Genomic DNA, 26631 nt, shown 5'->3' on the forward strand with positions numbered 1-26631 from the left:
TCGGAAAGCCCCAATTTTATATCTTGGGGACGTTACGGATTCGACGGGGGTAGTTCGGTCTTCTGTGGCGTGTCGAGGGGTCGGCCTCGTTAAAACGCATCAGCCATAACTGGCAAAACTAACACACAACTCGCAGCAGCTTAATAGCAGCTACGGATCCTAGCAGCCGTCGCCTGGTCGGCTGATTTCTAGGGTCTCACTTTAAACAGGCTACGCTTGGACCCTTCCGTCTGGAGGGAAAGAGAAGAGATGGAATCAGACTGGTCGGACGGACGCCTGTCAATTGGCAGCCTGACGACGAGATCCCAATAAATTGACTACACACGTAGAAGCTTAAGTATACGATGCCTTCGGACGTGGGTTCGACTCCCACCGTCTCCATACCCTGAAATCGTTAAGATTTCAAAGATTGTCAAAACCCTTGTAAATCAAGGGTTTTTTTTATAGGATTTTTACTGAATTTAAGAAGAGAAAGTTATAGTATTGCTAAAAAGTGTACTTAGATTAATGGTCTTAGCATAATCAATTAATTATAAGAAGGTGAAAAATATAGCGCTTAATCACGAATTTGGAATTATTGATAATCATAAAAATCTACCGAGGTACATTGATTATGAACCAAAGAAATTTAATTGCATTAGTGTTGGTGACAATGTTGTTAGCGATTTAATGGAGCAACTGTTAATCATGAAAACATATTTCCAGACATTTAATCGACCAGCTAGTGGCTTGGCGTACCATGGTACTACAATTATTCCACCTGAGTCGCTATCGTTATTTTGTGATATTGTAATTTCTTCAAGTTGTTTAAAAAAATCTGCTGATCTTCAAGAACTGGTTTTGATTATCATAAGAGCGATAGAAGAAGAAAAGCATATGATTCATTTCGGAATTTAATTTTGAAAGGTCTGATAAAAATCAAAACGAAATTGATTATTTTACGTGGTAATTCTGGAAGCGGGAAAACAACAATTGCAAAAATGCTTCAAAAAAGTTTAGGAGAAGAAACACTGCTGGTTTCACAGGATATTGTGCGCCGCGAGATGTTGATGGTACCAGACTTGCAAGGGAATATGTCAATCGAGCTAATCAAAAGAATTACGGAGTTTGGTAAAGGTACATGCAAAGTGGTTATTTTAGAGGGGATATTGAAAAAACAAGTTTATAAAGAATTACTACTTGATCTCGTTGACTACTTTGATCATCACGTCTATGTCTATTACTTTGATTTACCTTTTACAGAAACGGTCGAGCGACATAAATTACGTTCTTCTGCAAAAGAGTTTGGGGAAGCACGTTTAAATACCTGGTGGATCCCGCATGATCAGTTAGGAATAAACGGAGAAATGATGCTCACCATCGATATGAGTCAACAAGACATCGTAGACTTGATTCTTCATCAAATCAATGAATCACCCTGTTCATAAAGAGGGGAATGTACCGGATTACGCGTATACTACCTAAACGACATCTTTGTTGATTGGAAATGTAGTGCAGTGCAATTCAATCTAAGATTTTAAAAAGGGTTACGTGTTACGTTTTAATCAAGTACACTAAAAGAACGAATTTTTTCATATTATGTTTTATCGAAATGGAGCTGACATCTATGATACGACGTGCCACCTTGATGGACGGAAAGGCATTATCGGACTTGATGCGACGGATTGATCGGGAAACGAAATATATGTTGTACGAACCGGAAGAACGCAGCATGTCGACGGAGCAGGCGGAAGCGTTCATCGAACGGTTTGGTCAGGCGGCGAACTCGGATATTTTCGTCGTCGATGTCGATGAGCAACTTGTCGGTTATGTGTTGGTCGTTGGTGGCAAACCAAGCCGAATCCGTCATCGGGCGAACCTCGTCATCGGCTTGCTCGACGCCTATACCGGTCAAGGTCTTGGTGCCGGATTACTCGAAGCAGTCGATGCCTTTGCCGTTGAAGCGGGACTCGTCCGGCTGGAACTGACGGTTCGCAAAGATAACCTGCGGGCAATCGAGCTTTATCATAAGTTCGGTTTCAACATCGAAGGCACGCGGATTGCCTCGCTGCTGATTGACGGCGAGTACGTCGATGAACTGGCGATGTCGAAGATTTTTACAACGGAAGAAGTCTAAAAAAAGATGCTCGATTGCCTCCTCTCAGATTGAGACGGGACAGACGAGCATCTTTTTTATTGTGATAATTTTTGTTGTTCAAAGTCGACTTCGAGGACGTTTTTGGCATAATCCTTACCCCAGTCGTACATCGCGTCCAGAATCGGCATCAGACTGTGGCCGTGTGACGTCAATGAATATTCGACCTTCGGCGGAACGACCGGATAGACTTCCCGGTGAATGATGTGGTGGTCTTCCAGCTCCCGTAACTGATTGACGAGCATCCGTTGCGTAATGCCGGGCATCAGACTTTTCAGCTCTCCGAAACGTTTGGTCCCTTCTTTCCCGAGGTGCCAAAGAATCAGCATCTTCCATTTCCCCCCGATGATCGAGAGGGTCAATTCCTTTTCACAATTAAACTGCCGGTCTTCAAAATGTGGCATCAATCCACCTCCTTTTTTAGTATAGCCCTCTTGTCATCGACAGTATACTTTTCCGCACTATGTATGAAAAACCGCACTATGTAAATTAAAAGTGCGTACTTCCCAAGTTCGTCTATGAGGATTATATTTAGTCATGTTCCTTCACGAACGTCAGAAGGAAGTGCCAGGATTCACAAATAGAGAGAAGAATGGGAGAGATCAATGATGAAATTACAACTCGCGATCGATTTAGTCGATACAGCAGGTGCCATCGCTTTAGTCAAAGAAATTGGTGAAGAAAACTTAGATATCGTTGAGATTGGAACACCGGTCGTCATCAACGAAGGGCTTCGCGCCGTCAAAGAAATGAAAGCGGCATTCCCGAACTTAACGGTTCTCGCCGACTTAAAAATCATGGATGCTGCCGGCTATGAAGTCAGCCAAGCTGTCGCACACGGTGCCGACATTGTGACGATTCTTGGAGCAGCCGAAGATATGTCGATCCAAGGTGCCGTGGAAGAAGCGAAAAAATCAGGCAAGAAGATTTTGGTGGATATGATCGCTGTCAAAGATATCGCGACACGTGCGAAAGAACTTGATGAACTCGGTGTTGACTACATCTGTGTCCACACCGGTTACGATCTTCAAGCCGTCGGTCAAAACTCGTTCGAGGATCTCGCGACAATCAAGTCCGTTGTTAAAAACGCCAAAACAGCAGTTGCGGGCGGCATCAAGATGGAGACATTATCGGAAGTCATCGCAGCACGCCCAGACCTCATCATCGTCGGTGGCGGAATCACCGGACAAGACGACAAACAAGGAACAGCGTCAACGATGCGTCGGATGCTGCAAGAGGCGTAAATGACACCTATTCAAACGATTTTACACGAGCTGACGTCGACGGTCGAAGCGATTGATCAAGCCGAGACAATGCAACTCGCGGAAGCCGTTCTAAAGGCAGACCGGATCTTTCTTGCTGGAGCCGGTCGCTCCGGCTTGATGGGAAAAGCGTTTGTCATGCGTCTGATGCACATGAACTTCGATGCTTATGTCGTCGGTGAGACGGTCACAGCGAACTTGCGTGAAGGAGACTTGTTGATCATCGGATCAGGATCCGGTGAGACAAAAACACTCGTCCCGATCGTCGAGAAAGCGAAACAGATCGGTGGAACCGTCGCGGTCGTTACGATTGAGCCGACATCGACACTGGCGAAGTTAGCGGACTTAACCGTCAAGCTGCCGGGCGTGCCGAAAGAGCGGACAGCCACCGCAGACGAAACGGTTCAGCCGATGGGATCGTTGTTTGAACAAACGATGTTGCTGTTCTACGACGCGTTGATTCTCCACATCATGGCGGCGAAACAGCTTGATTCAAAAACGATGTACGGCAAGCATGCTAATTTGGAATAAAAGAAGTTATAAGACCGGTAGACGTGAGGGATACGTTTGCCGGTCTTTTTTGTATGTCCATTCATGAATATGCTGATAAATGAAAAAAAGAAACGCTCGTTTCACGCGACTCCTACAGGAAAAAGCGCGTCTGCGCTGTCAGAGACAAACAAGACCCGGTTCCCCGTCCATAGTTGGACGGAGGAGCCGCGGCTTGTGTCTCGCCTGAGGAAAGCAAGTGAAAAATGAGCGTTTCTTTGTATCAGACAATCATCGTCGTCACCATTTCATATCAAAATCAGCCCCGACATCTTTCGCGAGGTGGGCATCCGATCCGTAAACGAGCGGAATCGATAAAGACTGCGTGACTTGCAGGAGTTCCGGGTAAGGATAGGAAAGACCACATAACGGCTTACGGAGTCCTGCTGTGTTGACGTCGAGCGTGAAGTCCGCCTGACGGATTTTCCGTAACGTATCGTCAAGGTTCGCCGGGTTTGACTCAAGCGGATAGGCTTGGATGAACTTCGTCGGCAACGTCAGGTGACCGAGACGCTTCGGTTGGTGTTTCCCTAAGTCCGTCATGACGAGTGCCTGGATGCCTTCGTAGTAGCGCTCGTGGGCGGCTGTGACGCTGCCGAGTTTCGTGACGATCTCACCAAAACTTTCTTTACTGAAGTCGACCATGTAATAACGGTCCTCGATCCAGAGGTAATGTAGCGACAGAATGCCGTCCGTCAGCTCGGGGCCGTAGCGGGCGATGATGTCACGTGTCCCGTCGACGTCATGCTCCCAGTAGTCAAACTCCATCCCGATTCGGATCTCGATATCGTTTTTATATGTCTCGCGTAACGTTTTCAGTTCTTCGATGTAGCGTTCTGCCGTCGCAAACGACATCCCGGAGTCGTTATCGGGTGCCGGATCGGTGAGTCCTTCCGGCAACGGGGCGTGCTCGGTGAAGCTGATCCGTTCGAGACCTTGTAACAGGGCGCGTTCGATATACGCTTCGAGCGGATCCTTCGTTCCGTGCGGACAATACGGGCTGTGGACGTGACCGTCCCATTTCATTAAATGCATGACAAAACCTCCGATATGTTTTTTTAGGTAGTAAAACAGGCAAAAGGATTGACAAGCGGACCGCAAAAAAGGTATCTTATCGTTAAATAATTTAGCGTGGTACAGTGATAATAAGATAAAGGAGTGGCGACATGCAATCATTTTCTACGATTCGACTCAAGGACGGGGCGACAGACTATGTCGGACCGTCAGCAGAACGTCTGCAACGGGTCATCCGTCAGCTTGAGGATGGACTCGAACAATCTAACTATACCCGATTAATCACACCTTTAATTGAAGAAATTGGTGGACGGGAACAAATTCGGATGGACTTTACGACAAGTGTCGCCCGCGCCCTCAGTGAGCGTGGCCGTGAACAATATAAGCGTGTCTTTTACAGCGGTTCGGTCTTTCAGCCGGAAGAGAAGTTCCAAGTCGGGTTTGAGGAACGGGGCGAGATCGCAGCCGTCGAAGCGATTCAGCTGGCTGTCCGCCTGATTGAAGAGTTGACGGGCAAAGCAGTCACGTTATCGATCGGCGACGCCGGACTGATTGAACATTTGATCGAGACACGGGTCGGTGATCACCACTTGCGTGACCAGGTGACGCAAATGCTACGCTTGCGGAACGTGATTGAACTGAAACAAATCGCCCGGGAACTCGATGATGAATTGTTGGCAAAACTCCCACTGTTATTCGGACGTGAAGGCGCAGAAAAAATCTTACCGTTCGTCGATGAAACACGGTTGAACGCCGTCCTTGATTTAGCGGACGCCGTCAATGCCGATCTCGACTTCGGACAGATGGGTTTACAGACCTATTATGACGGCGTGACGATCCACGGCTTCATCGATGGTGTGACGGAGCCGGTCTTAGTCGGCGGTCGTTACGACCGGTTATATGAACAGTTTGGTCAACAACAACAGGCGTTCGGCATCGGATTTTCGGTCGAACGGCTTGCGGAGGTGCTGTAAATGCGAATCGGAATCACGAAAGGACGCCTGTCGAAAGCGACCGAGCGTTACTTAAAAGAAGCGGGCGTCGAGACATGGGGCGCGATTGAACGTGAATTGATCGTCAAACGGGGCGAGCATGAATTCGTCTTCATGAAAGGATCGGACTTAATCCCGTACGTCGCCCAGGGCGTCCTCGACGTCGCCATCACCGGGAGTGACATCTTACTTGAGTCGGATCAAGAGTTATCGGAACTGACGGAGTTACCGTTCGGCGTCTGCCGGATGTCGGTCTGTGCGAAAGAGCCGCTCCAGTTCGAAGGCGGACGCCGGGTCCGGATCGCAACGAAGTATCCGGTCATCGCAAAACGCTACTTCAGTGAACTCGGCGTCGACGTCGATATCGTCCCGCTGAACGGATCGGTCGAATTGGCACCGCTCCTCGGACTCGCCGATGCAATCGTCGATATCGTCGAGACGGGCGAGACGTTACGGGCGAACGGACTGAACGAATACGAAAAAATCATCGACATCAGTGCCCGGTTCTTTACGAGTGAATGGACACTCAAACGCAAGCGGGTCGAAGTGATTCAACTACTGGAACAGCTGACAGAAGGAGTGACACGGTAATGGCAACGACAAAAAACTTCAGCGTCGACCGTGAGACGGAACAAGCCGTCCGGGCGATCCTTGAAACGGTCGCAAACGATGGCGACGCAGCAGTCCGTCGCTATACGGCACAGTTCGACAACATCGAGCTGACGGATTTGCGATTAGACGAAACACGGATTCAACAAGCATTCGAGCAAGCGGACACGAATTTAATCGACTCGCTCAAATTGATGGCGACACGCCTCGTCGAGTGGCACGAACAAGAGTTACCGTCCGACATCGAACTCGTCGAAGCCGACATCACACGGCGCCAACGGTTTCTTCCCGTCGATTCGGTCGGGATTTACGTCCCGGGTGGTGCGGCAAGTTATCCGTCGACCGTTTTGATGAATGCAATCCCGGCAAAAGTTGCCGGTGTCGAACGGATCGTCATGGTGACACCCGTGACAGGACTGACGGATGAAGTCTTGGTCGCGGCTCAAATCGCCGGTGTGACGGAAATCTATACGATCGGTGGCGCGCAAGCCGTCGCCGCATTGACGTTCGGTACGGAAACGATTGGTGCCGTCGACTTGATCGTTGGACCGGGGAACCGGTTTGTCGCCGAAGCAAAACGCCAAGTCTACGGGATCGTCGGGATTGATTCCGTTGCCGGACCATCAGAAGTCGTCGTCATCGCGGATGAGACGGCGCACCCGGACCGGATTGCTGCTGATTTACTTGCCCAGGCGGAACACGACCGGGACGCGGTCGCGATTGCCTTCGTCCCGACGGAAGCGATGAAAGCAGACGTCGATGCCAACATCGAAACACGCCTGCAACAACTGCCGCGTCAAGAAATTGCACGCCGTGCGATGGAAAACGGCGGAGTCTTCGTCGCCTCGCTCGAGCAAGCGATCGAGGAAGCGAACCGCCTAGCAGCCGAACACTTAGAGCTCGCCGTCGCTAATCCGCAGGACGTCGTCAAATCGATCCGTCACGCCGGGATGATTTTCCTCGGTCACGAAACGCCGGAGACGCTCGGGGATTACGTCGCCGGAACGAACCACGTCTTACCGACGTCCGGGACGGCGCGCTTCGCGTCCGGTTTATCGGCCCGGACGTTCCTGCGTCACCAGACGATGCTCGAAGCGACACGGGAAGGTGTCCAGCGTCTTGCCAATGCCGCAAAAACAGTTGCCCGGGTCGAAGGACTCGAAGCACACGCACAAGCGATAGAAGTGAGGGAAAACTGATGCGACTCCACCAAAATGAACGCTTTACTGCCCATAGTACAATCGGAATCGAGACGATTAAACAACTCGTCGAGACGTTTCCGTTAAATGAATATCCGGTCGAAATCATCGACCAAGTCAAAACGTCTTACAGCACCTATGCCGGTGTCCGCCCGACACAACTCGTGACCGGGAATGGCTCCGATGAAATGATCGGTTACCTCTGTGCCCGCTACGCCGGTCCAGAGTCACCGGTCATCGCCTCGCAACCGGACTTCGTCATGTATCAGTTTTATGCCGACCGGGCACGGGCTGACTTCAGCAAAGTCCCGCTCCTCGACGGGATGGCACTCGACGTCGACGGCTTGATTGCTGCACCGGGGAACATCATCTTCATCAGTCACCCGCACAATCCGTCTGGTATCTTACGAAAAGAAGCCGACGTGCGCCGGTTACTCGACAGCGGCAAATACGTTGTCATCGATGAAGCGTATATCGACTTCGCGCTCGAGCAGTCGATGGTCGGCTTACTCGAGGAGTATCCGAACGCCATCATCCTCCGGACCTTATCAAAAGCGTTCGGACTTGCGTCCCTGCGCCTTGGCTTTCTGATCGCCAGTGAAGCGATCGTTGCGGAAGTCGAACAAATCAAGTCGCCGTATAATGTATCCGGCCTTTCGGCAGCGGTCGGGATTGCCATCATGGCCGAACCGGAACTTGATCTTGTCTTAGCGGAAACGTATGCGAGCCGGGACACGATTGCCCGTCTCGTCGAGCCGCTCGGAACAACCTATCCGAGTGCCGCGAATTTCGTTTATGTCGAATACGATGAAGCGGAACGTTTTACTGAACGGTGTGCGAGCGCCGGACTGCGGATCCGCTTGTTTGACGGAGCGTTCCGGATCAGTTGTGGTTCGGTTGAATCAATGAACGTACTAGAAAGATGTGTAGAGGAGGAAATGCAATGCGTCGTGGGACAAGCGAACGAGTAAGTTCAGAATCAGAAATCAAGGTCGCGGTCGATCTCGCGGGAGGCCCGGTCGAGATCAAAACAGGCGTCGGCTTCTTTGATCACATGTTGACGTTATTCGCTTTTCAAGCGCGGATCGGACTCATCATCGAAGCGAAGGGCGATCTTTGGATCGATGCCCACCATACGGTCGAAGATACAGCGATCGTCCTCGGGGCTGCCTTGACGGAAGCACTCGGTGACAAGGCCGGGATTGAACGCTACGGTGAATCCCGTGTGCCGATGGATGAGACACTCGCGTCCGTCGTTCTCGACTTCAGTGGACGTCCCTATACGGTCTTCCGCGCTGAATTCAAAAATCCGAAGCTCGGTGATTTCGATACGGAGCTCGCGGAAGAATTTTTCCAAGGTATGTCGCGGAGCGCGCGGATGACGATTCATGCCGAGGTCCTCTACGGATCGAACACGCACCACATGATTGAAGGCTTGTTCAAAGCACTCGGACGGGCAATTCGCCAAGCGATCGCCGTGACGAGTGAAGGCGTGCCCTCGACGAAAGGACTGATTGATCAATGATCGCAATCGTAGATTATGGCGTCGGGAATATCGCGAACATCGAACGGGCGTTAAAAGAACTCGGTGAAGCCGTCATCGTCACGAGTGACATCGAACTGCTCGGACAGGCGGAAGCACTCGTCCTGCCCGGCGTCGGTGCCTATGCCCCGGCGATGGCCCGGTTAAAAGAGACCGGCTTGATTGACTTCTTGCGGGACCAAGCGACCAAAAAACCGTTCCTCGGGATTTGTCTCGGGATGCAGTTATTGTTTGAATCGAGTGACGAAAACGGTCGGACGCAGGGTCTGGGCATTTTACCGGGGACGATCGAGAAGTTACCGGAAACGGTCCGCTTACCCCATATGGGCTGGCACGAACTGACGAATCACGGCGAAGCTGTCTATTTCGTCCACTCGTACGGTGCCGTCTGCGAACCGGACTGGATCATCGATTCCGTCGAATACGGTCGACTCGTCCCGGCAATCGTCCAAAAGGACTTGGTGACGGGGATGCAATTCCACCCGGAGAAGAGTGGCGAAGTCGGACTGAAATTACTTAAAGAATGGAGAGAGACGACATGCAACTCTACCCAGCAATCGATTTAATGAGCGGACAAGCCGTCCGGCTCAAGCAAGGTGATTTTCAGCAACAAACGTTTTTCGGTGATGCACTGACGATCGCGAAACGCTTTAAGGACGACGGCGCGACAGCGATTCACCTGATTGACTTAGATGGCGCGAAAGCCGGCGAACCATTGCACTTGAGCCTGATCGCCGACATAAAAAAAGAGACGGGGTTGTTCGTGGAAGCAGGCGGCGGTGTCCGCAACATCGAGACGGTCGAAGCCTACGTCGGTGCCGGTATCGATCGAATTTTGATCGGGACGGTCGCCCTCGAGGACGAAGCCTTGCTCGAACAGATGATTGAGAAAGCCGGCGACAAGTTAGCAGTTGCCCTGGATGCGAAAAATGGCATCGTCCAGACTCGCGGCTGGCTCGAAGCAAGTGATTGGACGCTCGAACGGGCAATCGAACACTTGATTCAAAAAGGCATCAAGACGTTTTTATATACTGACATCTCGCGCGACGGGATGATGCAGGGACCGGATGTCGACGGACTCGATCGCTTGAAACGGGACGGCGTTGAACTGATTGCCTCCGGTGGCGTGACGACGGTCGAAGATGTCGCCCGCCTGAAAGAAATCGGGATGGACGGCGCCGTCATCGGCCGTGCCTTACTCGACGGGTCGCTCTCGTTGAAAGAGGTGCTGACCGTATGTTGATGAAGCGAATCATTCCCTGCCTCGACGTCAAGGAAGGGCGTGTCGTCAAAGGTGTCAAGTTCCAAAACTTACGTGACCTCGGCGATCCCGTCGCCGTCGCGAAGTACTACTATGAACAAGGGGCGGACGAACTCGTCTTGCTTGATATCTCGGCGACACAAGAAGGACGGGAGACGATGCTCGATATCGTCGAGCGGGTCGCTGAAGTCATCTACATGCCGTTTACGGTCGGCGGCGGGATCAAGACACTCGAGGACGCGAAACGCCTGATACGAGCTGGTGCCGATAAGGTCTCCCTCAATTCGTCAGCTCTGCAGAATCCGCAACTTGTCCATGACGTCAGTCAGTTGTTTGGTGTCCAGGCGACGGTCGTTGCGATTGATGCCAAACGGACGGGCGACTCGTGGGGGGTCTTCTCACACGGCGGGACACAAGCTGTCGGTCGGGACGTCATCGAGTGGGCGCAGGAAGTCGTTGCGCTCGGCGCCGGCGAGTTACTCGTCACGTCGATGGACGCGGACGGGACGAAGGACGGCTATGACCTGGAACTGATTCAACGGTTACGCGACGTCGTTAACGTGCCGATCATTGCGTCCGGCGGTGTCGGGACACTTGAACATTTAGCCGAGGGTCTCGAAGCAGGTGCCGACGCTGCACTTGCCGCTTCGATTTTCCACGAAGCGACGTATTCGATGCCGGAGACGAAGGATTACTTGAAGGCGAGAGGAGTCGACGTCCGATGATCGAATTGAATTTTTCAAAAGGACTCGTTGCGGCGGTGATTTTAGACGAAACAACAAACGATGTCCTGATGGTCGGGTTCATGGATCAGGCCGCTTACGACAAAACGCTTGCGACCGGACTCGTCACGTTTTTCTCGCGGACGAAAAACCGGCTCTGGACGAAAGGAGAGACGAGCGGACATACGCTTGAGCTCCGTCGCATGTGGATTGATTGTGACCAGGACAGTCTGTTGATTACGGTCAAAGCGAATGGTCCGACGTGCCACACCGGCAACCGGACATGTTTCTATACAGAAGTGGAGGTGCCCCATGCTACATGAATTGGAACAGACAGTAAAAGAAAAAATCGCAGCGAATGAGGACTCTTCGTACACGAACTATCTCGTCCAGTCCGGACGCGAGAAAATCGCGAAGAAGTTCGGGGAAGAAGCATTCGAGGTCGTCCTCGCAGGCGACGACACATTAGCGGAAGAAACGGCAGACTTGCTGTACCACTTGACGGTCTTGCTTGCTGACCGCGGTGTCTCGTATAAAGAAGTCGAAGCGGTGCTGAACGAACGGCACGGTACGAAATCGACGTTCAAAGATCGTCCGGATATCGAACGGTGGTAAATCCGAAATCCACATTCCTTTGCGGGAAGTGGATTTTTTTGATGAAAAATCGGGAATAGGTTACAGTGCCCAGGACGTCATCAAATTGACAGAATGTTTTAATAGGCAGTCTTGCTGTTCGGGCGTATAATCAAGGGCATAGTCTGTCTTGTTTAGAAAGTAGGTGTTTGTTTGATCACAAAAAAAGAAATTACGAAAACGATTAAGGAACAGTCCAAAGAAACGCTCGAAGAGTTACTCGCAAAAGGGGATTCCTTGAAAGAAGAAATCGCCAGTGCGGTTACGCACGGGCTCGGTGTCATCTTCAGTATCGTGGCACTCGTGTTGCTTGTGTTACAGGCGACGAAATCCGGTAGTGCATGGAACATCACGGCGGTCAGTATCTTTGGCGCGACGATGATTTTACTTTATCTGTTCTCGACATTGATGCATTCGCTGATGCATACGAAAGCGAACAAAGTCCTGCAAATTCTCGATCACGCAGGCATCTATCTCTTGATTGCAGGGAGTTACACACCGTTCGCGTTGATTACGTTACGCGGACCACTTGGTTGGACGTTGCTCGGCATCGTCTGGGGCGTCGGGACGCTCGGGATGATTTGGAAACTCTATTCGACGGGGAAACACGTCTGGATTTCGAACGTTTCTTATTTGGTGCTCGGCTGGTGTTGTCTCTTCGCCATTAAACCGATTTATGAAGCACTTGGTTTACAAGGGTTCTTGTTACTACTCGGCGGTGGACTCGCGTACTCACTCGGCGTCATCTTTTACGTTTGGGCTCGTTTGCCGTACAATCATGCGATTTGGCATCTGTTTGTTCTCGCAGGAAGTGTCTTGATTTTCCTGTCGATTTTCTATTACGTGGCACCGGCACCGATGTCATGAAGAAACTTCGCTTGCGGGACTGGCTTCCCTTTTCACTTTATTTATTGTTCGGACTCGGATTGCTCCTTTATTTCCGCTTGTCGGGGATGATGGAGCAATTTGATTTAGAGGCGTTGTCGAACTGGATTCTCGCGCAAGGCTTTCCCGGCATGCTGCTCTATGTCCTCGCTTATACAATCCGTCCACTCGTCTTTTTCCCGGCGAGCTTACTGACGATGTTCGGCGGTTATACCTATGGTCCGTGGCTCGGCACGTTGCTTGACGTCATCGGCGCCGGGACAGGCAGTTTACTCAGTTTTTGGATTGCCCGCCTGCTCGGACGGCGCGCTGTCGAGAAAATCATTGGGACCGGTAAGCTGACGGTATTCGACGACCGGATTGCTTCGAATGGTTTTACAGTCGTGTTGCTCGTCCGCTTGATTCCATTGTTTCCATTTGATGCAATCAGTTATGCGTCCGGACTATCGAAAATTAAATTTAAGCAGTTTGCACTTGCAAGTTATCTCGGTATCATTCCTGGGGCGTTCGTTTACAACAACATCGGGGCGAGTCTGCGCGATCCATTTTCGTGGCAATTTTTCTTAGCTGTCTTTTTATACGTATTGTTTTTTGCAGTTGGTTTTTTTGCACAACGATCTTTACGAAAAAAACAAAAGAGAGAGCATATGTAAGCGCTTTATGTCATAATATGAGTGCAGTGATGTGAACCGATACGGTAAAACAGCCTAGCATTTATTTAGGGGGAATAATGAGTGATGGAACGAGTACTACGGGATGGTTTTATCTTCTTATCGCAGAATAAGACATTGAATGGATTAGCGAAACGATATGGTCTGAAGTTTGGGGCTGGTCGCTTCGTGGCGGGGGATTCACTCGAAGCATCGAAACGGGCGATTCAAGATTTGAATGCAAAAGGATTATGTGTGACGATGGATCACCTCGGTGAGTTCATCTCGACTGGAGCCGAAGCGGAGATGATGACGCAAGAGTGTATCCGCGCCGTCGAAATGATTGCGGAAGAGAAATTAGACTCGCAACTTTCACTAAAGTTAACGTCACTTGGCCTTGATATTTCAGATCAATTAATTCGATCGAACATGGAACGGATTCTGACACGGGCGAAAGAGCTTGGCGTATTCGTGACCATCGACATGGAAGATGAACCACGTTGTGAAAAAACGATTCAATTGTTTGAAGAGTTGCGTCAGTCGTTTGATAACATTGGTACCGTCATTCAGTCTTACCTCTATCGTTCAGAAGACGACATCAAACGGGTCGGACGGTTTGAAACGAACCTCCGCATCGTCAAAGGGGCATACAAGGAGCCGGCGACGGTCGCCTTCCCGGAAAAAGAAGATGTCGACCACAACTACATCAAACTCGTAAAACTTCAATTGTCACTCGGAAATTATGCTGCGGTCGCGACGCATGACGACGCGATGATTGAACAAATCATTCGCTACGCGAAGGAAAATGGAATCGGAAATGATAAGTTCGAATTCCAGATGCTGTACGGCATCCGCGTCGAACGTCAGCTTGAGCTCGTGAAGCTCGGTTATAAAGTCCGTGTCTACGTCCCGTATGGCCGTGACTGGTACGGTTACTTCATGCGCCGTTTAGCAGAACGTCCGGCAAACGTCGCGTTCGTCCTTAAAGGAATGGTCAAAGGGTAATCGAAAAATAGGGATGGAGCTGTCATGGCTTCATCTTTTTGTTTTATTGTTTGAATTTTTTTCTATCCCTGTGCTTTTCGTAGCTAATCTGGCTGGGAGACTCAAAAGAAATCACTCGTTATTCATGCACTTTCCTCAGGCGAGACACAAGCCAGACTTTGCTATTCGCAAGTCGGGTCTTGTTTGTCTCTGTCAGCGCAAAAAAATGCGCTTTTTCCTGTAGGAGTTGCATGAATCGAGTGATTTTTTCTACTTGATACGTGTCAGCAGATGAACGATTATGTTGAATGGGTTATCAGCAAACAGACGTGTCCACTCGACTTCTACGGGAAAAGGAAGCGTAGCTTCCGTCAGGGACAGGCAAGACCCGATCATCGTTAGATGGGCGCGGCTTGCGTCCCGCCCGAGAAAAGCGGGTGGACATACGTCTGTTATAGAGACCCGATTTTCTTTAATTTCGTGTCCGAAACGCAAACAAACACGAAAACGCATGCGCTTGATCGAGTAACCGGTGACCGGTCAACACAGCCCCTTCTTTTTGAATGACTGCTTCGTCGAGCAATGTCCAACCACGTTCTTCTGCCAGTTGGACGAGTTCCCACGGCATCATCGTATTGCCCATCGGTGCATCTTCCCCGTACAGCCGACGATAGGCTAAAGCCCGTGGTGCTGCTGTCGGTCCGAGCAGACTGATGACGACAATTGGTGCAACCCGCTCGATTTCCTGAAGGACTGCGAGCGGACGCGTCGACCACTCGAGTGAGTTGACGGCGAGGACGGCGTCAAATGCATCATCTACAAACGGTAACGCTTCACCGGTGCCGACGACAAAGTCGAGGGTCGGTGATTTGTCGCGGGCAATCCGAATCATTTCTTCCGATAAATCAAGTCCTGTCATTTGAAAAGAGTCAGTAAGCAAGCGGCAGGCCGCTCCGTCGCCACAGCCTAAATCAAGCATCTTGCCAGCGGTGATGACCGACTTTAGGAAAGGAATAATCGTTTTACGACTCCCTTGTGTCCACATCATTTCCGAGCGTTCCGCCCAGTCCGTTGCCTTCTGATCCCACAGCTGTTCCGTCTGTTTCATGACATCTCCCCCTTGTTTCTTTTAGTCTAACAGGAAAATTTGACCAAAACGTGTTTTTTTATTGCTACTGAATCATTATTCATTTATGATGGAGAGGTAGAAGAAGCAGGGGAAAGATTGATGGGCTTCTTTTTTTGTCAGAATAATGAATGGTTGTTCATTCAATTACGAATCAGGGGGTATATCATGGCGAGTCAGATCGGTCAGCCGACCACACTTAAATTGACGAAACATATTCAATTCGCCGTCATCATCGGTTCAGGGGTCATGGGTGCAGGAATCGCGGCACACCTCGCGAATGCGGGAATTCGGACATTGATGCTTGATATCGTACCAAAAGAACTTACGGCACAGGAAGAAAAACAAGGACTTACGTTATCGGACAGAGCCGTCCGAAACCGGATCGCACGGGAAAACCGTCAAAAGTTGCTGAAACAAAATCCGGCACCGCTCGCTTCAAAGTCGTTGATCGACTTAATCGAAGTCGGTAATCTCGAAGACGACCTCGAACGCTTGAAGGAAGCGGACTGGATCGTCGAAGTCATCGTTGAACGTTTGGATGTTAAACAACAATTGTTCGCGACGATTGAACCGTTCCTCCGTGAAGATGCGATCGTCAGCTCGAATACGTCAGGGATTTCGATCGAAGCGATGCGTGAAGGACGATCGGCATCATTTAATTCACGTTTCCTTGGCACACACTTCTTTAACCCACCACGTTACCTCAAGCTACTCGAATTGATTCCGACGACGGACACGCATCCGGAAGTCGTCCGCTTCATGAAACAATTCGCGGAAGAGCGTCTTGGAAAAGGTGTCGTCATCGCGAAGGACACACCGAACTTCATCGGCAACCGGATCGGGACATATGGTCTGCTCGTGACGATGGAAGAGATGAAAAAAGGCGGCTATACGATCGGAGAAGTCGACTCCGTGACGGGACCGTTACTCGGTCGTCCGAGCTCAGCGACATTCCGGACGCTTGACGTCGTCGGAATCGATACGTTCGTCCATGTAGCGAACAACGTCTATGACCTGTTACCGGAAGGTCCTGAAAAAGATACGTTTGAAGTACCGGCGGAAATGAAGCGACTCGTCGCAGAAGGTTCGCTCGGTGCTAAATCAGGACAAGGTTTCTATAAGAAAGTCGGGAAACAAATCCTTGAACTCGATGTGAACTCATTTGAATACGTTGAAAAGAAAGCGCTTACTGAACCGTCGATCGGTCAGGCGAAAGCTCTTCCTGGCGCCAAAAATAAATTGAAAGCCGTTGTTTTTGCAAAAGACCGTGTCGGTGCACTCCTCTGGCCGATCCATGCGAAGACACTGCTCTACTCGGCACAACTGACACATGAAATCGCGGATGACATCAAAGCAATCGATGAAGCGATGAAATGGGGCTTCGGTTGGAAGATGGGACCATTCGAGACATGGGACGCACTCGGTGTCGAAAAGACCGTCGCGAAAATGAAGCAGGATGGTTACGACGTCCCGGCATGGGTCGACGAGATGCTTGCGTCAGGCAACACAAGTTTCTACAACGAAAATGGTCAGCATTATGATGCGACGAGCAAAACGTATGTCGGCAGTGAACAGAACCCGAAAGAAATCCGCTTACGTGACGTCCGCAAGTCGAACGGCGTCTTGCTTGAGAACAACGGGGCCCGTTTACTCGATGTCGGAGATGACGTAGCAGTTCTTGAGTTTACGTCGAAGAGTAATGCAATCGGCGTCGACATCATGCAGATGATTGAACAATCGATTGACTTAGTCGAAAAAAATCACCGTGGACTCGTCATCGCGAACGATGGTAAAAACTTCTGTGTCGGTGCGAACCTCGCGATGATGCTGATGGAAGCAGAAGATGAAAACTGGTTCGAGCTAGACTGGATCATCAATAAATTCCAGCAATCGATTCAAAAGATTCGTTACGCGTCACGCCCGGTCGTCGCAGCACCACAAGGGATGACGCTCGGTGGCGGAACGGAGATTTCACTTCCGGCAGCTCGCCTGCAAGCAGGACTCGAGACTTACATGGGGCTCGTCGAAGTTGGTGTCGGCTTGATTCCAGGTGGTGGCGGAAACGTCAACACGTACCGTCGTTTACTTGAAAATACGCCGGATGGTTTAGTCAATATCGAAAAAGCAGCGCAAAAGACATTTGAAAACGTCGCGATGGCAAAAGTCTCGAAATCAGCGTTCGAAGCACGCGAACTCGGCTATATCCGCTCTGTCGACCAGATTTCGATGAACCGGGATCACTTGACGTATGATGCGAAACAACTTGTCCTCGAGCTCGACCGGACAGGCTATACACCACCTGCTAAATCCTTGATTCCTGTCGTCGGACGGACAGGGAAAGCGACGCTTGAGCTGGCAACGCGGGAAATGTTCTATGGCGGTTATGTCTCGGAGCATGACTTGAAAATCGCGAACAAGTTAGCGCATGTCATCGCGGGCGGAAACGTTGCGTTCGGCACACACGTCGATGAGCAATACATGCTCGACCTTGAACGGGAAGCGTTCTTGAGCTTGATCGGTGAGATGAAAACACAACAACGGATGCAGCATATGCTTGTCAAAGGCAAGCCGCTTCGTAACTGACTGGGGGGATTCGAATGAAAGAAGCAGTAATCGTCGCTGGTGCGCGGACACCAGTCGGTAAAGCAAAAAAAGGGTCATTTAAAGCGATGCGTTCTGATGAACTCGCAGGAATCGCGATTAAGGAAACGTTGAAGCGTTCGAAATATGAGGGAACAATCGATGATGTCATTCTCGGTTGTGCTCTTCCGGAAGCAGAGCAAGGGATGAACATCGCCCGCTACGCGTCCGTCCTTGGCGGCTTGTCACACGAAGTACCGGCCATCACAATCAACCGCTACTGCTCGTCAGGTCTGCAATCGATCGCCGATGCGTCGATGAAAATCATGACCGGTCAAGCGAAGGCAGTCATCGCCGGCGGTCTCGAGTCGATGAGTCAAATCCCGATGCCGGGACACGTCGTTCGTCCGAACCCGTCAATCATCGAATCGGAACCTGAATATTATATGAGCATGGGGCATACGGCAGAGCAAGTCGCAGCGACGTATCACGTCTCACGTGAAGATCAAGATGCCTTTGCCTTACGCAGTCATCAAAAAGCGGCAGCCGCGATCGCAGCCGGTAAGTTCACGGATGAAATCGTCCCCGTCACGGTGACGGAATACGTCGTCAACGATGACATGAAGGTCGAAGAAAAATCCTGGGTCGTCCAGCATGACGAAGGGGTTCGGGCAGATTCTTCAAAAGAAGGCTTGGCAAAACTCCGTCCGGTCTTCCGGCTTGGTGGCAGTGTCACGGCCGGGAACTCGTCACAAACATCAGACGGGGCAGCAGCCGTACTCGTGATGGAGCGTGAGGAAGCAGAGCGTCAAGGGCTGCCGATTCTCGGGAAGTTCAAGTCGTTTGCCGTCGGCGGTGTCCGTCCGGAAGTCATGGGAATCGGACCCGTCGTCGCGATTCCGAAAGCCCTTGAACTCGCAGGAATCACACTCGAAGAGGTCGGCTTGATTGAATTGAATGAAGCATTCGCTTCTCAATCCCTTGGTGTCATCCGTGAGCTCGGTCTCAACGAAGACATCGTCAACGTCAACGGGGGAGCAATCGCACTCGGTCATCCACTCGGCTGTACGGGAACAAAACTGACATTATCACTCTTGCATGAAATGAAACGCCGCAACGCGAAATATGGTGTCGTCTCGATGTGTATTGGCGGCGGCATGGGTGCTGCCGGTGTATTCGAATTAGTTGAAGGAGGAACAGGACAATGAGCCAAACGACAAACGAATTGATTAAAGGTGGAAGTTTTGTACTGGATGAATTAAAAGCAGAGCGTCTCTTTACACCGGAGGATTTTTCAGAAGAACATAAAATGGTCGGTGACATGACGGCGAAATTCGTCGAAGATCGTGTCGTTCCGGTGCTTGACCGGATCGAAAAACATGAGTTCGAACTTTCAGTCGGTCTCTTGCGTGAAGCAGGCGAGCTCGGTCTTCTCGGGGCAGACGTTCCGGAAGAATATGGCGGTTACCAAATGGATAAAATCTCGTCTTCGATCATCACAGAAAAATTCGCACGTGGTCGTTCATTCGCCCTCAGCTACGGGGCACACGTCGGAATCGGTTCACTGCCAATCGTCTTCTTCGGAAACGAAGAGCAAAAACAAAAATACTTGCCAAAACTCTCGTCAGGTGAGTGGATCGCGTCATACGCATTGACAGAACCGGGCTCGGGGTCAGATGCACTCGGTGCGAAGACGACAGCTGTCTTGAACGAAGCCGGGACACACTACATCTTGAACGGTGAAAAACAATGGATCACGAATGCCGGTTTCGCCAGTCTGTTCGTCGTCTATGCGAAAATCGATGGCGATAAATTCACGGCATTCCTCGTCGAGGGTGAGTACCCGGGCGTCTCGACAGGTCTGGAAGAGCAAAAAATGGGCATCAAAGGGTCATCGACACGGACATTGATTTTAGAAGATGCGGAAGTACCGGTCGAAAACGTCCTCGGTGAAATCGGCCGCGGGCACGTCATCGCCTTTAACATCTTGAACGTCGGGCGTTACAAACTCGCTGTCGGTGCCGTCGGTTCATCAAAACGCGCGATTGATCTCGCCGTTCAGTATGCGAACGAACGGAAACAATTCAAAACACCGATCAGCTCATTCCCATTGATTCAAGAGAAACTGGCGACGATGTCAGCCCAAACGTATGCGATGGAAAGCTCAGTTTACCGGACAGGCGGTCTCTTCCAAGATAGTCTCGATCAGCTGTCGGAAGAAGAAAGCAAAGATGGCAAACGCGTCGCTGATTCGATTGCCGAGTACGCGATTGAATGTTCGATGAACAAAGTCTTTGCGTCCGAGACATTTGATTATGTCATCGATGAGGCGGTTCAAATCCACGGCGGATATGGTTTCATGGCGGAATATGAAGTCGAAAACATGTACCGTGATTCACGGATCAACCGGATCTTCGAAGGAACAAACGAAATCAACCGTCTGCTTGTACCAGGTACGCTCTTGAAGAAAGCGATGAAAGGCGAGTTACCACTCTTAGCGGAAGCGCAGCGCCTCCAACAGGAAGTCATGAGCTTCATGCCGACAGAAGTCGGAACAGAACCGCTCGACCGGGAACGTCACCTGCTCGCGATGATGAAAAAGATCTTCTTATTGACGGCTGGAACGGCTGTTCAGAAATATCAAGATAAGTTACAAGGCGAACAGGAAATTCTCGCGAACACGGCCGATATCATGAGTGCAATCTATGCGCTCGAGTCAGCCATCGTCCGGACGGAAAAAGCGATCGCTTCAAAAGGCGCTGAGAAGAGCGAACTCAAAATCCGTTATACGGAAGTCTTCGCCCAACAGGCATTCGAAGGTGTTGAACGTGACGCGAAAGAAACACTCTACGCAGCAGCAAGTGGAGACGAGTTACGGATGTTGCTGTCGGCACTGAAGAAATTCAGCCGTTACCAACCAATCAACTCAATCGGCACGAAACGTGCGATTGCGAAACGTTTGATTGAAGCTAACAAATATCTCGTCTAAGTCAGGTTTACGAGTTCGCCTTTGCAGGGAAAATCTCTGTAAAGGCGAATTTTTTTGAGGAGGGAATAGCGATGCGTAAAGATGTAAAAGAACTTCAGTTTGCAGTCGACTACTACAAATCGCTCGAGCGTTTATCGGATGAAGAGTGGCAGTCGCCGCTCGCGATCGATAAATGGACGGTACAGGAGTGTGTCGGCCATTTGTTCCTGTGGGACCGGTATTACCTCGATCATGCTGTCGCGAAGCTCCCTGACGATCGACTGACGTTAGTCGAGACGGACTTTGATGAGTTCAACCGGTTAGCGGTCGAATATGCGCATCATGTCGACGCACTGACGTTACTGAAAAAAGCAATCGCGGTTCGAAGCGAACTCGTGACGCAACTCGGACGGTTGACGGACGCGCAGTATGAACAGACGTATGAAGGGCGCTTTTGTCCCCGTGAGTTCGTCGCGTCGTTCATCGCCCACGATCACCATCATCAAGATCAAATTGATGCGGCACTCGCGCGCTTGAAGGAACACTGATCCATCTGCTAGTCTTAAAGGTGAGGTGATGAAATATGGTAACGATGTATGGCTATCCAAAGTGCAGTACATGTGTCAAAGCGAAGAAGGCGCTTGAAAACAACGGCGTCGAAGTCGATTACAAACACATCGTCAACGAGACACCAAGTGCCGCGACGATTCGCGAACTCCATCAAAAAAGTGGCGAACCGCTGAAAAAATTCTTTAACACGAGTGGTCAATCCTATCGTGCGGCTGGTCTGAAAGATCGTTTACCCGACTTGTCGGAAGAAGAGCAGTATGCTTTGCTCGCAAGTGACGGCATGCTGTTGAAACGTCCAATCGTCACGGACGGGACAGATGTCACACTTGGATTTAAAGAAGAGATGTATCAAGGAAAATGGTATTAAGAAGCCGATTGAATTTGGTATACTAAAACCGTTAGTCCACTATAGAACACAGGGGGAATCGCAAATGAGTCAAGTCAAAGACAATCTACGGTATTCGGAAGAGCATGAATGGGTCGAAGTAACAGGCAACAAAGCACGAATCGGAATCACGGATTTCGCACAGCACGAACTCGGTGATATCGTGTTCGTTGAGCTTCCAGAAGTCGGAGATACGATCTCAATCAACGAGCCATTCGGTTCGGTTGAATCGGTCAAGACGGTTTCAGAGTTGTACGCACCGATTTCAGGGAAAGTCGTTGCAATCAATGAATCACTCTCGGATTCCCCAGAACTCGTTAACGAATCACCATTTGAAGGTGCATGGATGGTTGATATCGAGCTAGAAGATGAGTCACAAGTTGAAGCATTGATGGATGCTGCGGCATACAAATCAATGATTAACGAGTAATACTTAAGGTAAGACGGACAGGGGTGAAACGATTTCGTTTCATCGCTGTCCTTTTTTTTGTATACTGGCTTCAGAAGCACGGGATAACAGGAGGGGTCAAGATGAAGGAAGTAACAGAAGTACCGGCAAACGGGTTGTTGTATGTCTATGCACCGATGTGCGGCACATGTGCCATCGCCAGTCGGATGCTCGACATCGTCGAAGCGACGAAAGACGAGGAATGGATCCAAAAAGCGAATGGAAATTTCATTCCTGAATTTCTAGAGCAGGCGCAAGTCATGAGTGTGCCGGCATTGCTCAAAGTAAAGGATCATCAAGTCGTAGAGCGGTTATATGCGTTCCAAAACGTCCAAAATGTCTTTGCGTTTTGTGCAGAATAACAAGAAAAATCATAGGATGATTTTTCTTTATGTTAAATTGTCGGAATATTTACAATAATTCATTGACAATGACAATTTATGAATGGTATATTCATATCAACTTCTAGAAATGCTTTTATAGGAAGTCTGGCAGAGGTATAGAACCTGATGTTTCTCGTATTTAGAACCATTCAATGACATCCTAAATCTTTTTTTCTGTTTCCCCTTAAGTCGTCCCCCAAAGACGAAGCGGTTCAAAAAAGAGGTGGTGGATTCGAATGGTCGATCTGACTACTGTGACATCTTGCTTTTATAGTTCGAAAGGGCGCCGTCCTCTGATGTGACGAACGAAGAAGTTCGCATCAGAGCTGGGTTTTCCTTCGTTGCATTTCTAACCACATTATTCGTGTTGTCGGTTCTCCGGCAACGCCTTTTTTTTGTTTCCGAAAGATTTTGAAGCTGTCGCCTTGCTAATCAGAATTGTCCCTGCTACAATGCGATTAAGGAAAAATACTTTAATTCATATCCGATTAGTCGGAATTAAAAGCGGGATGCGGAGGACGAAAAGGCATGACAGTACGTTTCATGGATGTATTTACAGAGTGGGCGTCATCTTACGACGACACAGTAACGGGGCAAGATCCGGAGTACAAAGAAGTCTTTCGCCGTTATGACGAAATATTAGAGACGGTCGCTGAAAAAGCGATGTCACCTGTTGCCGAATTTGGCGCAGGAACAGGCAACTTGACGCAACGTTTGCTTGCGCGTCATGAGCAGGTGCTGGCGATTGAACCAAGTCCGGAAATGCGCGACATCTTAATCAATAAAATTCCGGCGCTGGCTGTTCAAGATGGTCATTTCTTATCGTTTGAAGCAGCAGAGGCAAAAAGTTTTGTCTCGACTTATGCGTTTCATCATTTGACGGATGAAGAAAAAGGACAGGCCGTCGATTTGATGGCAGCGATTTTACCGGCAGACGGAAAAATCGTCTATGCCGATACGATGTTCGTTTCTGAGGCAGCACGTCTAGAAACGATTGCAGAAGCAAAAACTCAAGGGTTTGACAACCTTGCAGAAGATTTAGAACGCGAATTTTATCCACTGATTCCAGTCATGGAACAGATTTTTACGTCACGCGGATTTGACGTGACATTCACACAATACAATCACTTCGTCTGGCTCGTAGAAGCCGAGAAAATGGGGGAATAAATCATGACAATCAAAAAAATGAACGTAGAAAGCTTTAACTTGGACCATACGAAAGTCAAAGCACCATATATTCGTGTAGCAGGCTATAAAGAAGGTAAAGTCGACCAAGTCGTCAAATATGATATTCGTTTCACACAACCGAACGTCGAGCAAATGCCGATGCGTGCGATGCACACACTCGAACATTTACTTGCTGAAAACATCCGCAACTATTCGGACGACGTCATCGATGTTTCGCCAATGGGCTGCCAAACTGGTTTCTACATGGCGATGATGAACTTTGACTCAGTCGAAAAAATGAGTGAACTGGTCGAGAAGACACTGAACGACGTCTTAGCGGCTGAAGTGATTCCGGCACAAAACGAAACGCAATGTGGGTTTGCGAGCGCACATGACCTTAAAGGAGCGAAGCACTATGCCGAGAAAATGCTTGCCGGTCGCGACGAATGGGACATCGTCTTCGGATGATCGCGAAGTCAGTCCGAGACCTCGTCGGAAATACGCCACTGTACGAGATTACTTCGTTCGATTTGCCTGCTGGTACGCGGATTTTGGCGAAGCTCGAATGGATGAACCCTGGGGGCAGCGTCAAAGACCGCCTCGGTATCCAACTCGTTGATGCCGCAATCGAACAGGGGTACGTGACTCCAGGCGGAACGATCATCGAACCGACTGCCGGCAACACCGGCATCGGTTTGGCGCTCGCCGCTAAAAAATATGACTTACAAGTCATTTGTGTCGTCCCGGAAAAGTTCAGTCAAGAGAAACAGACGTTGATGCGGGCACTCGGCGCGACTGTCGTCAACACGCCGACTGAACTCGATATGCAAGGCGCAATCGATAAGGCAAAAGAACTCGGACAAACGATTCCGAACAGTTATGTGCCACTCCAATTCGAAAACGAAGAAAATTCGGTCACTTATCAGCGGACACTTGGTCCGGAGCTTGTGGCGGAACTCGGTCACATCGACTGGTTCGTCGCCGGATGCGGATCAGGTGGAACGTTTGCCGGAACGACGGCTTTCTTAAAAGAACGCTTCGGGACAAAAGGGGCAATCGTCGAACCGGAAGGCTCCGTCCTCAACGGAGGGTCAGCCGGACCGCATAAAACAGAAGGAATCGGGACAGCTAAATGGCCAAGTCTCGTTTCTCGCGACCTGGTCGATGAAATTCATACGATTTCTGATTCGGATGCTTTTACGAAGGTCCATGAACTGGCGGCACGTGAAGGGTTACTCGTCGGCAGTTCAGCAGGAGCGGCACTCGCCGCGGCGCTCGATATCGCCCAGCGCCATCCTGGAAGTACGATTGTCACCGTCTTCGCAGACAGTGCAGAACGGTATTTGAGCCAACAAATCTTTGAAAAGGTGGACGAGACACATGCGTAAAAAAACAGCGTTGATTCACGGAGGAACGGGTGTAGACAAGGCAACGGGTGCCGTTACACCGCCAATCTATCAAACGAGCACATATAAGCAAGAAAAAATCGGTCAATTAAAAGACGGGTATGAGTACTCGCGCACAGCAAACCCGACGCGGACGAGCATCGAACGATTGATTGCTGATCTTGAAGGAGGCGTCCGTGGATTCGCGTTCGGATCAGGAATGGCGGCGATCCATGCTGTCTTCAATCTGCTTCAGTCTGGCGACCACATCGTCATGACGGACGACGTCTACGGCGGAACGTTCCGCTTGATGCAACGTGTCCTACCGAAGTTCAACATCGAAGTGACATTCGTCGATACGACGGATCTCAGCGCGACGGAAGCGGCGATTCAGGACAACACGAAGATGCTCTACGTCGAGACACCGACGAACCCGTTATTAAAAGTGACGGACATCGAAGCGATCGCAGCCATCACGCGTCGTCACGACTTGAAGCTCGTCGTCGACAACACGTTCGCGACACCATACTTGCAACAACCAATCGCGCTTGGGGCAGATATCGTGCTGCATAGTGCAACGAAATACATCGGCGGACACTCGGACGTCGTCGCAGGGCTTGTCGTCGTCAACGATGATACGCTCGGCGAAGAACTTCACTTCATCCAAAACTCGACGGGTGGAATTCTCGGACCGCAAGACAGCTTCCTGCTTGTCCGTGGATTACGGACGCTCGGTATCCGGATGGAAGCGATTGAAGAGACAGCACATGAACTTGTCAGCTTCCTGCAAGCGCAAGACGTCGTCTCGAACATCTTCTACCCGGGACTTGCATCGCATCCCGGTCATGCGATCCAGCAAAAACAAGCGACTGGTTTCGGCGGGATGATCAGCTTTGATGTCGGTTCAGCTGCAAATGCAGAGAAACTTGTGGAAGCATCACACTTCTTCACGCTTGCTGAAAGCTTAGGGGCGGTCGAAAGTTTGATTTCCGTTCCGGCACGGATGACACATGCATCGATTCCAGCAGAACGTCGGGCGGAACTCGGCATCACGGATGGTCTCGTCCGAATCTCGGTCGGACTTGAAGATGCAGAGGATTTGAAAGAAGATTTAACGCATGCTTTCAGTTTGCTCGAAAAAGTTTCTGAAAAAACTGTTTGACAAGCAAAATAACCCCT

At 50.1% G+C, this 26631-nt stretch carries 29 protein-coding genes, 1 other RNA gene and 1 pseudogene; 28 read left to right on the forward strand and 3 right to left on the reverse strand.

Annotation, left to right across the window (positions count from 1 at the left end):
- Positions 1-25 precede the first annotated feature (25 nt).
- The 3 genes from ssrA to KNQ02_RS01340 all read left to right on the forward strand — a co-directional run bounded on the left by ssrA (position 26) and on the right by KNQ02_RS01340 (position 2116).
- Positions 26-384: a transfer-messenger RNA gene (gene ssrA, locus KNQ02_RS01330) on the forward strand.
- A 533-nt stretch (positions 385-917) separates the two neighbouring features.
- Positions 918-1427: an AAA family ATPase gene (locus KNQ02_RS01335; RefSeq protein WP_214769065.1), complete on the forward strand. Its 510-nt coding sequence runs from the start codon at positions 918-920 to the stop codon at positions 1425-1427.
- Positions 1428-1606: 179 nt separating this feature from the next.
- Positions 1607-2116 carry a GNAT family N-acetyltransferase gene (locus KNQ02_RS01340; RefSeq protein ID WP_214768828.1) on the forward strand — a complete coding sequence of 170 codons (510 nt, stop codon included), beginning with the start codon at positions 1607-1609 and terminating at the stop codon, positions 2114-2116.
- 56 nt (positions 2117-2172) lie between these two features.
- Here KNQ02_RS01340 and hxlR read toward each other — a convergent pair whose 3' ends face one another.
- On the reverse strand, positions 2173-2538 hold the full coding sequence (gene hxlR / locus KNQ02_RS01345) for a transcriptional activator HxlR (protein ID WP_214768827.1): 366 nt from the start codon (positions 2536-2538) through the stop codon (positions 2173-2175).
- Between the two features lie 204 nt (positions 2539-2742).
- Here hxlR and hxlA point away from each other — a divergent pair, with 204 nt between their 5' ends.
- Positions 2743-3378 carry a 3-hexulose-6-phosphate synthase gene (hxlA, locus tag KNQ02_RS01350; RefSeq protein WP_214768826.1) on the forward strand — a complete coding sequence of 212 codons (636 nt, stop codon included), beginning with the start codon at positions 2743-2745 and terminating at the stop codon, positions 3376-3378.
- On the forward strand, positions 3379-3927 hold the full coding sequence (gene hxlB, locus KNQ02_RS01355) for a 6-phospho-3-hexuloisomerase (protein WP_214768825.1): 549 nt from the start codon (positions 3379-3381) through the stop codon (positions 3925-3927).
- 258 nt (positions 3928-4185) lie between these two features.
- On the opposite strand, the gene hisJ is transcribed toward hxlB, so the two are convergent.
- A complete protein-coding gene (gene hisJ, locus KNQ02_RS01360) occupies positions 4186-4980 on the reverse strand; it encodes a histidinol-phosphatase HisJ (RefSeq protein ID WP_214768823.1) in 795 nt (264 codons plus the stop codon).
- A 131-nt stretch (positions 4981-5111) separates the two neighbouring features.
- On the opposite strand from hisJ, the gene KNQ02_RS01365 reads away from it, so the two are divergent.
- From KNQ02_RS01365 to KNQ02_RS01420, 12 genes and pseudogenes are all read left to right on the forward strand, one after another.
- Complete coding sequence (locus KNQ02_RS01365) at positions 5112-5933, forward strand: ATP phosphoribosyltransferase regulatory subunit (protein ID WP_214768821.1); 822 nt, start codon at positions 5112-5114, stop codon at positions 5931-5933.
- Positions 5934-6542: an ATP phosphoribosyltransferase gene (gene hisG / locus KNQ02_RS01370; RefSeq protein ID WP_029331313.1), complete on the forward strand. Its 609-nt coding sequence runs from the start codon at positions 5934-5936 to the stop codon at positions 6540-6542. It abuts the gene before it with no gap.
- Complete coding sequence (hisD, locus tag KNQ02_RS01375; RefSeq protein ID WP_214768819.1) at positions 6542-7759, forward strand: histidinol dehydrogenase; 1218 nt, start codon at positions 6542-6544, stop codon at positions 7757-7759. The genes hisG and hisD overlap by 1 nt, the downstream gene beginning before the upstream one ends.
- The gene (locus tag KNQ02_RS01380) at positions 7759-8730 is read left to right on the forward strand and encodes a pyridoxal phosphate-dependent aminotransferase (RefSeq protein WP_214768817.1); all 972 of its coding nucleotides are present in this window, start codon (positions 7759-7761) and stop codon (positions 8728-8730) included. Before hisD ends, KNQ02_RS01380 begins: the two co-directional genes overlap by 1 nt.
- Positions 8703-9284: an imidazoleglycerol-phosphate dehydratase HisB gene (hisB, locus tag KNQ02_RS01385; protein WP_214768815.1), complete on the forward strand. Its 582-nt coding sequence runs from the start codon at positions 8703-8705 to the stop codon at positions 9282-9284. Before KNQ02_RS01380 ends, hisB begins: the two co-directional genes overlap by 28 nt.
- Entirely contained in the window at positions 9281-9868 is a 588-nt protein-coding gene (hisH, locus tag KNQ02_RS01390) for an imidazole glycerol phosphate synthase subunit HisH (protein WP_214768814.1), read from the forward strand. Before hisB ends, hisH begins: the two co-directional genes overlap by 4 nt.
- Positions 9841-10545: a 1-(5-phosphoribosyl)-5-[(5-phosphoribosylamino)methylideneamino]imidazole-4-carboxamide isomerase gene (hisA, locus tag KNQ02_RS01395; protein ID WP_029331308.1), complete on the forward strand. Its 705-nt coding sequence runs from the start codon at positions 9841-9843 to the stop codon at positions 10543-10545. Before hisH ends, hisA begins: the two co-directional genes overlap by 28 nt.
- Positions 10539-11288, forward strand: coding sequence for an imidazole glycerol phosphate synthase subunit HisF (gene hisF, locus KNQ02_RS01400; RefSeq protein WP_029331307.1), 750 nt, complete (start codon positions 10539-10541; stop codon positions 11286-11288). The genes hisA and hisF overlap by 7 nt, the downstream gene beginning before the upstream one ends.
- A pseudogene (gene hisIE / locus KNQ02_RS01405) lies at positions 11285-11900 on the forward strand (bifunctional phosphoribosyl-AMP cyclohydrolase/phosphoribosyl-ATP diphosphatase HisIE). The gene hisF and the pseudogene hisIE overlap by 4 nt, the downstream one beginning before the upstream one ends.
- A gap of 201 nt (positions 11901-12101) precedes the next feature.
- Positions 12102-12785 carry a PAQR family membrane homeostasis protein TrhA gene (gene trhA / locus KNQ02_RS01410; protein WP_201302359.1) on the forward strand — a complete coding sequence of 228 codons (684 nt, stop codon included), beginning with the start codon at positions 12102-12104 and terminating at the stop codon, positions 12783-12785.
- Positions 12782-13456: a TVP38/TMEM64 family protein gene (locus tag KNQ02_RS01415; RefSeq protein WP_088837713.1), complete on the forward strand. Its 675-nt coding sequence runs from the start codon at positions 12782-12784 to the stop codon at positions 13454-13456. The genes trhA and KNQ02_RS01415 overlap by 4 nt, the downstream gene beginning before the upstream one ends.
- 84 nt (positions 13457-13540) lie before the next feature.
- Positions 13541-14458, forward strand: a complete 918-nt coding sequence (locus tag KNQ02_RS01420) for a proline dehydrogenase family protein (RefSeq protein WP_029331301.1) — start codon at positions 13541-13543, stop codon at positions 14456-14458.
- A 451-nt stretch (positions 14459-14909) separates the two neighbouring features.
- Here the strand turns inward: KNQ02_RS01420 and KNQ02_RS01425 are convergent, their stop codons facing one another.
- Positions 14910-15545, reverse strand: coding sequence for a class I SAM-dependent methyltransferase (locus KNQ02_RS01425; protein ID WP_214768813.1), 636 nt, complete (start codon positions 15543-15545; stop codon positions 14910-14912).
- Positions 15546-15731: 186 nt separating this feature from the next.
- Between KNQ02_RS01425 and KNQ02_RS01430 the strand changes: the two genes are divergently transcribed.
- From KNQ02_RS01430 to KNQ02_RS01480, 11 genes are all read left to right on the forward strand, one after another.
- Complete coding sequence (locus KNQ02_RS01430; protein ID WP_214768812.1) at positions 15732-18149, forward strand: 3-hydroxyacyl-CoA dehydrogenase/enoyl-CoA hydratase family protein; 2418 nt, start codon at positions 15732-15734, stop codon at positions 18147-18149.
- A 14-nt stretch (positions 18150-18163) separates the two neighbouring features.
- Complete coding sequence (locus KNQ02_RS01435) at positions 18164-19354, forward strand: acetyl-CoA C-acetyltransferase (protein ID WP_214768811.1); 1191 nt, start codon at positions 18164-18166, stop codon at positions 19352-19354.
- The gene (locus KNQ02_RS01440; RefSeq protein WP_088837709.1) at positions 19351-21135 is read left to right on the forward strand and encodes an acyl-CoA dehydrogenase family protein; all 1785 of its coding nucleotides are present in this window, start codon (positions 19351-19353) and stop codon (positions 21133-21135) included. Before KNQ02_RS01435 ends, KNQ02_RS01440 begins: the two co-directional genes overlap by 4 nt.
- Before the next feature lie 71 nt (positions 21136-21206).
- Positions 21207-21662 (forward strand): DinB family protein, encoded by a 456-nt coding sequence (locus KNQ02_RS01445; protein WP_214768810.1) that lies wholly within the window; start codon positions 21207-21209, stop codon positions 21660-21662.
- Positions 21663-21697: 35 nt separating this feature from the next.
- Positions 21698-22051 (forward strand): arsenate reductase family protein, encoded by a 354-nt coding sequence (locus tag KNQ02_RS01450; protein WP_214768808.1) that lies wholly within the window; start codon positions 21698-21700, stop codon positions 22049-22051.
- 64 nt (positions 22052-22115) lie between these two features.
- Positions 22116-22499: a glycine cleavage system protein GcvH gene (gene gcvH / locus KNQ02_RS01455; RefSeq protein ID WP_029331292.1), complete on the forward strand. Its 384-nt coding sequence runs from the start codon at positions 22116-22118 to the stop codon at positions 22497-22499.
- Positions 22500-22600: 101 nt separating this feature from the next.
- Positions 22601-22879: a thioredoxin family protein gene (locus KNQ02_RS01460; RefSeq protein ID WP_029331290.1), complete on the forward strand. Its 279-nt coding sequence runs from the start codon at positions 22601-22603 to the stop codon at positions 22877-22879.
- Positions 22880-23428: 549 nt separating this feature from the next.
- Positions 23429-24067: a class I SAM-dependent methyltransferase gene (locus tag KNQ02_RS01465; RefSeq protein WP_214768806.1), complete on the forward strand. Its 639-nt coding sequence runs from the start codon at positions 23429-23431 to the stop codon at positions 24065-24067.
- A 3-nt stretch (positions 24068-24070) separates the two neighbouring features.
- Positions 24071-24535, forward strand: a complete 465-nt coding sequence (locus KNQ02_RS01470; RefSeq protein WP_088837705.1) for an S-ribosylhomocysteine lyase — start codon at positions 24071-24073, stop codon at positions 24533-24535.
- Complete coding sequence (locus KNQ02_RS01475) at positions 24532-25455, forward strand: PLP-dependent cysteine synthase family protein (protein ID WP_214769062.1); 924 nt, start codon at positions 24532-24534, stop codon at positions 25453-25455. The genes KNQ02_RS01470 and KNQ02_RS01475 overlap by 4 nt, the downstream gene beginning before the upstream one ends.
- On the forward strand, positions 25448-26614 hold the full coding sequence (locus KNQ02_RS01480) for a bifunctional cystathionine gamma-lyase/homocysteine desulfhydrase (RefSeq protein ID WP_088837703.1): 1167 nt from the start codon (positions 25448-25450) through the stop codon (positions 26612-26614). Before KNQ02_RS01475 ends, KNQ02_RS01480 begins: the two co-directional genes overlap by 8 nt.
- The last annotated feature ends 17 nt before the right edge of the window (positions 26615-26631 follow it).

Source organism: Exiguobacterium sp. s102 (genome assembly GCF_018618635.1).
Taxonomy (GTDB): domain Bacteria; phylum Bacillota; class Bacilli; order Exiguobacteriales; family Exiguobacteriaceae; genus Exiguobacterium_A; species Exiguobacterium_A oxidotolerans.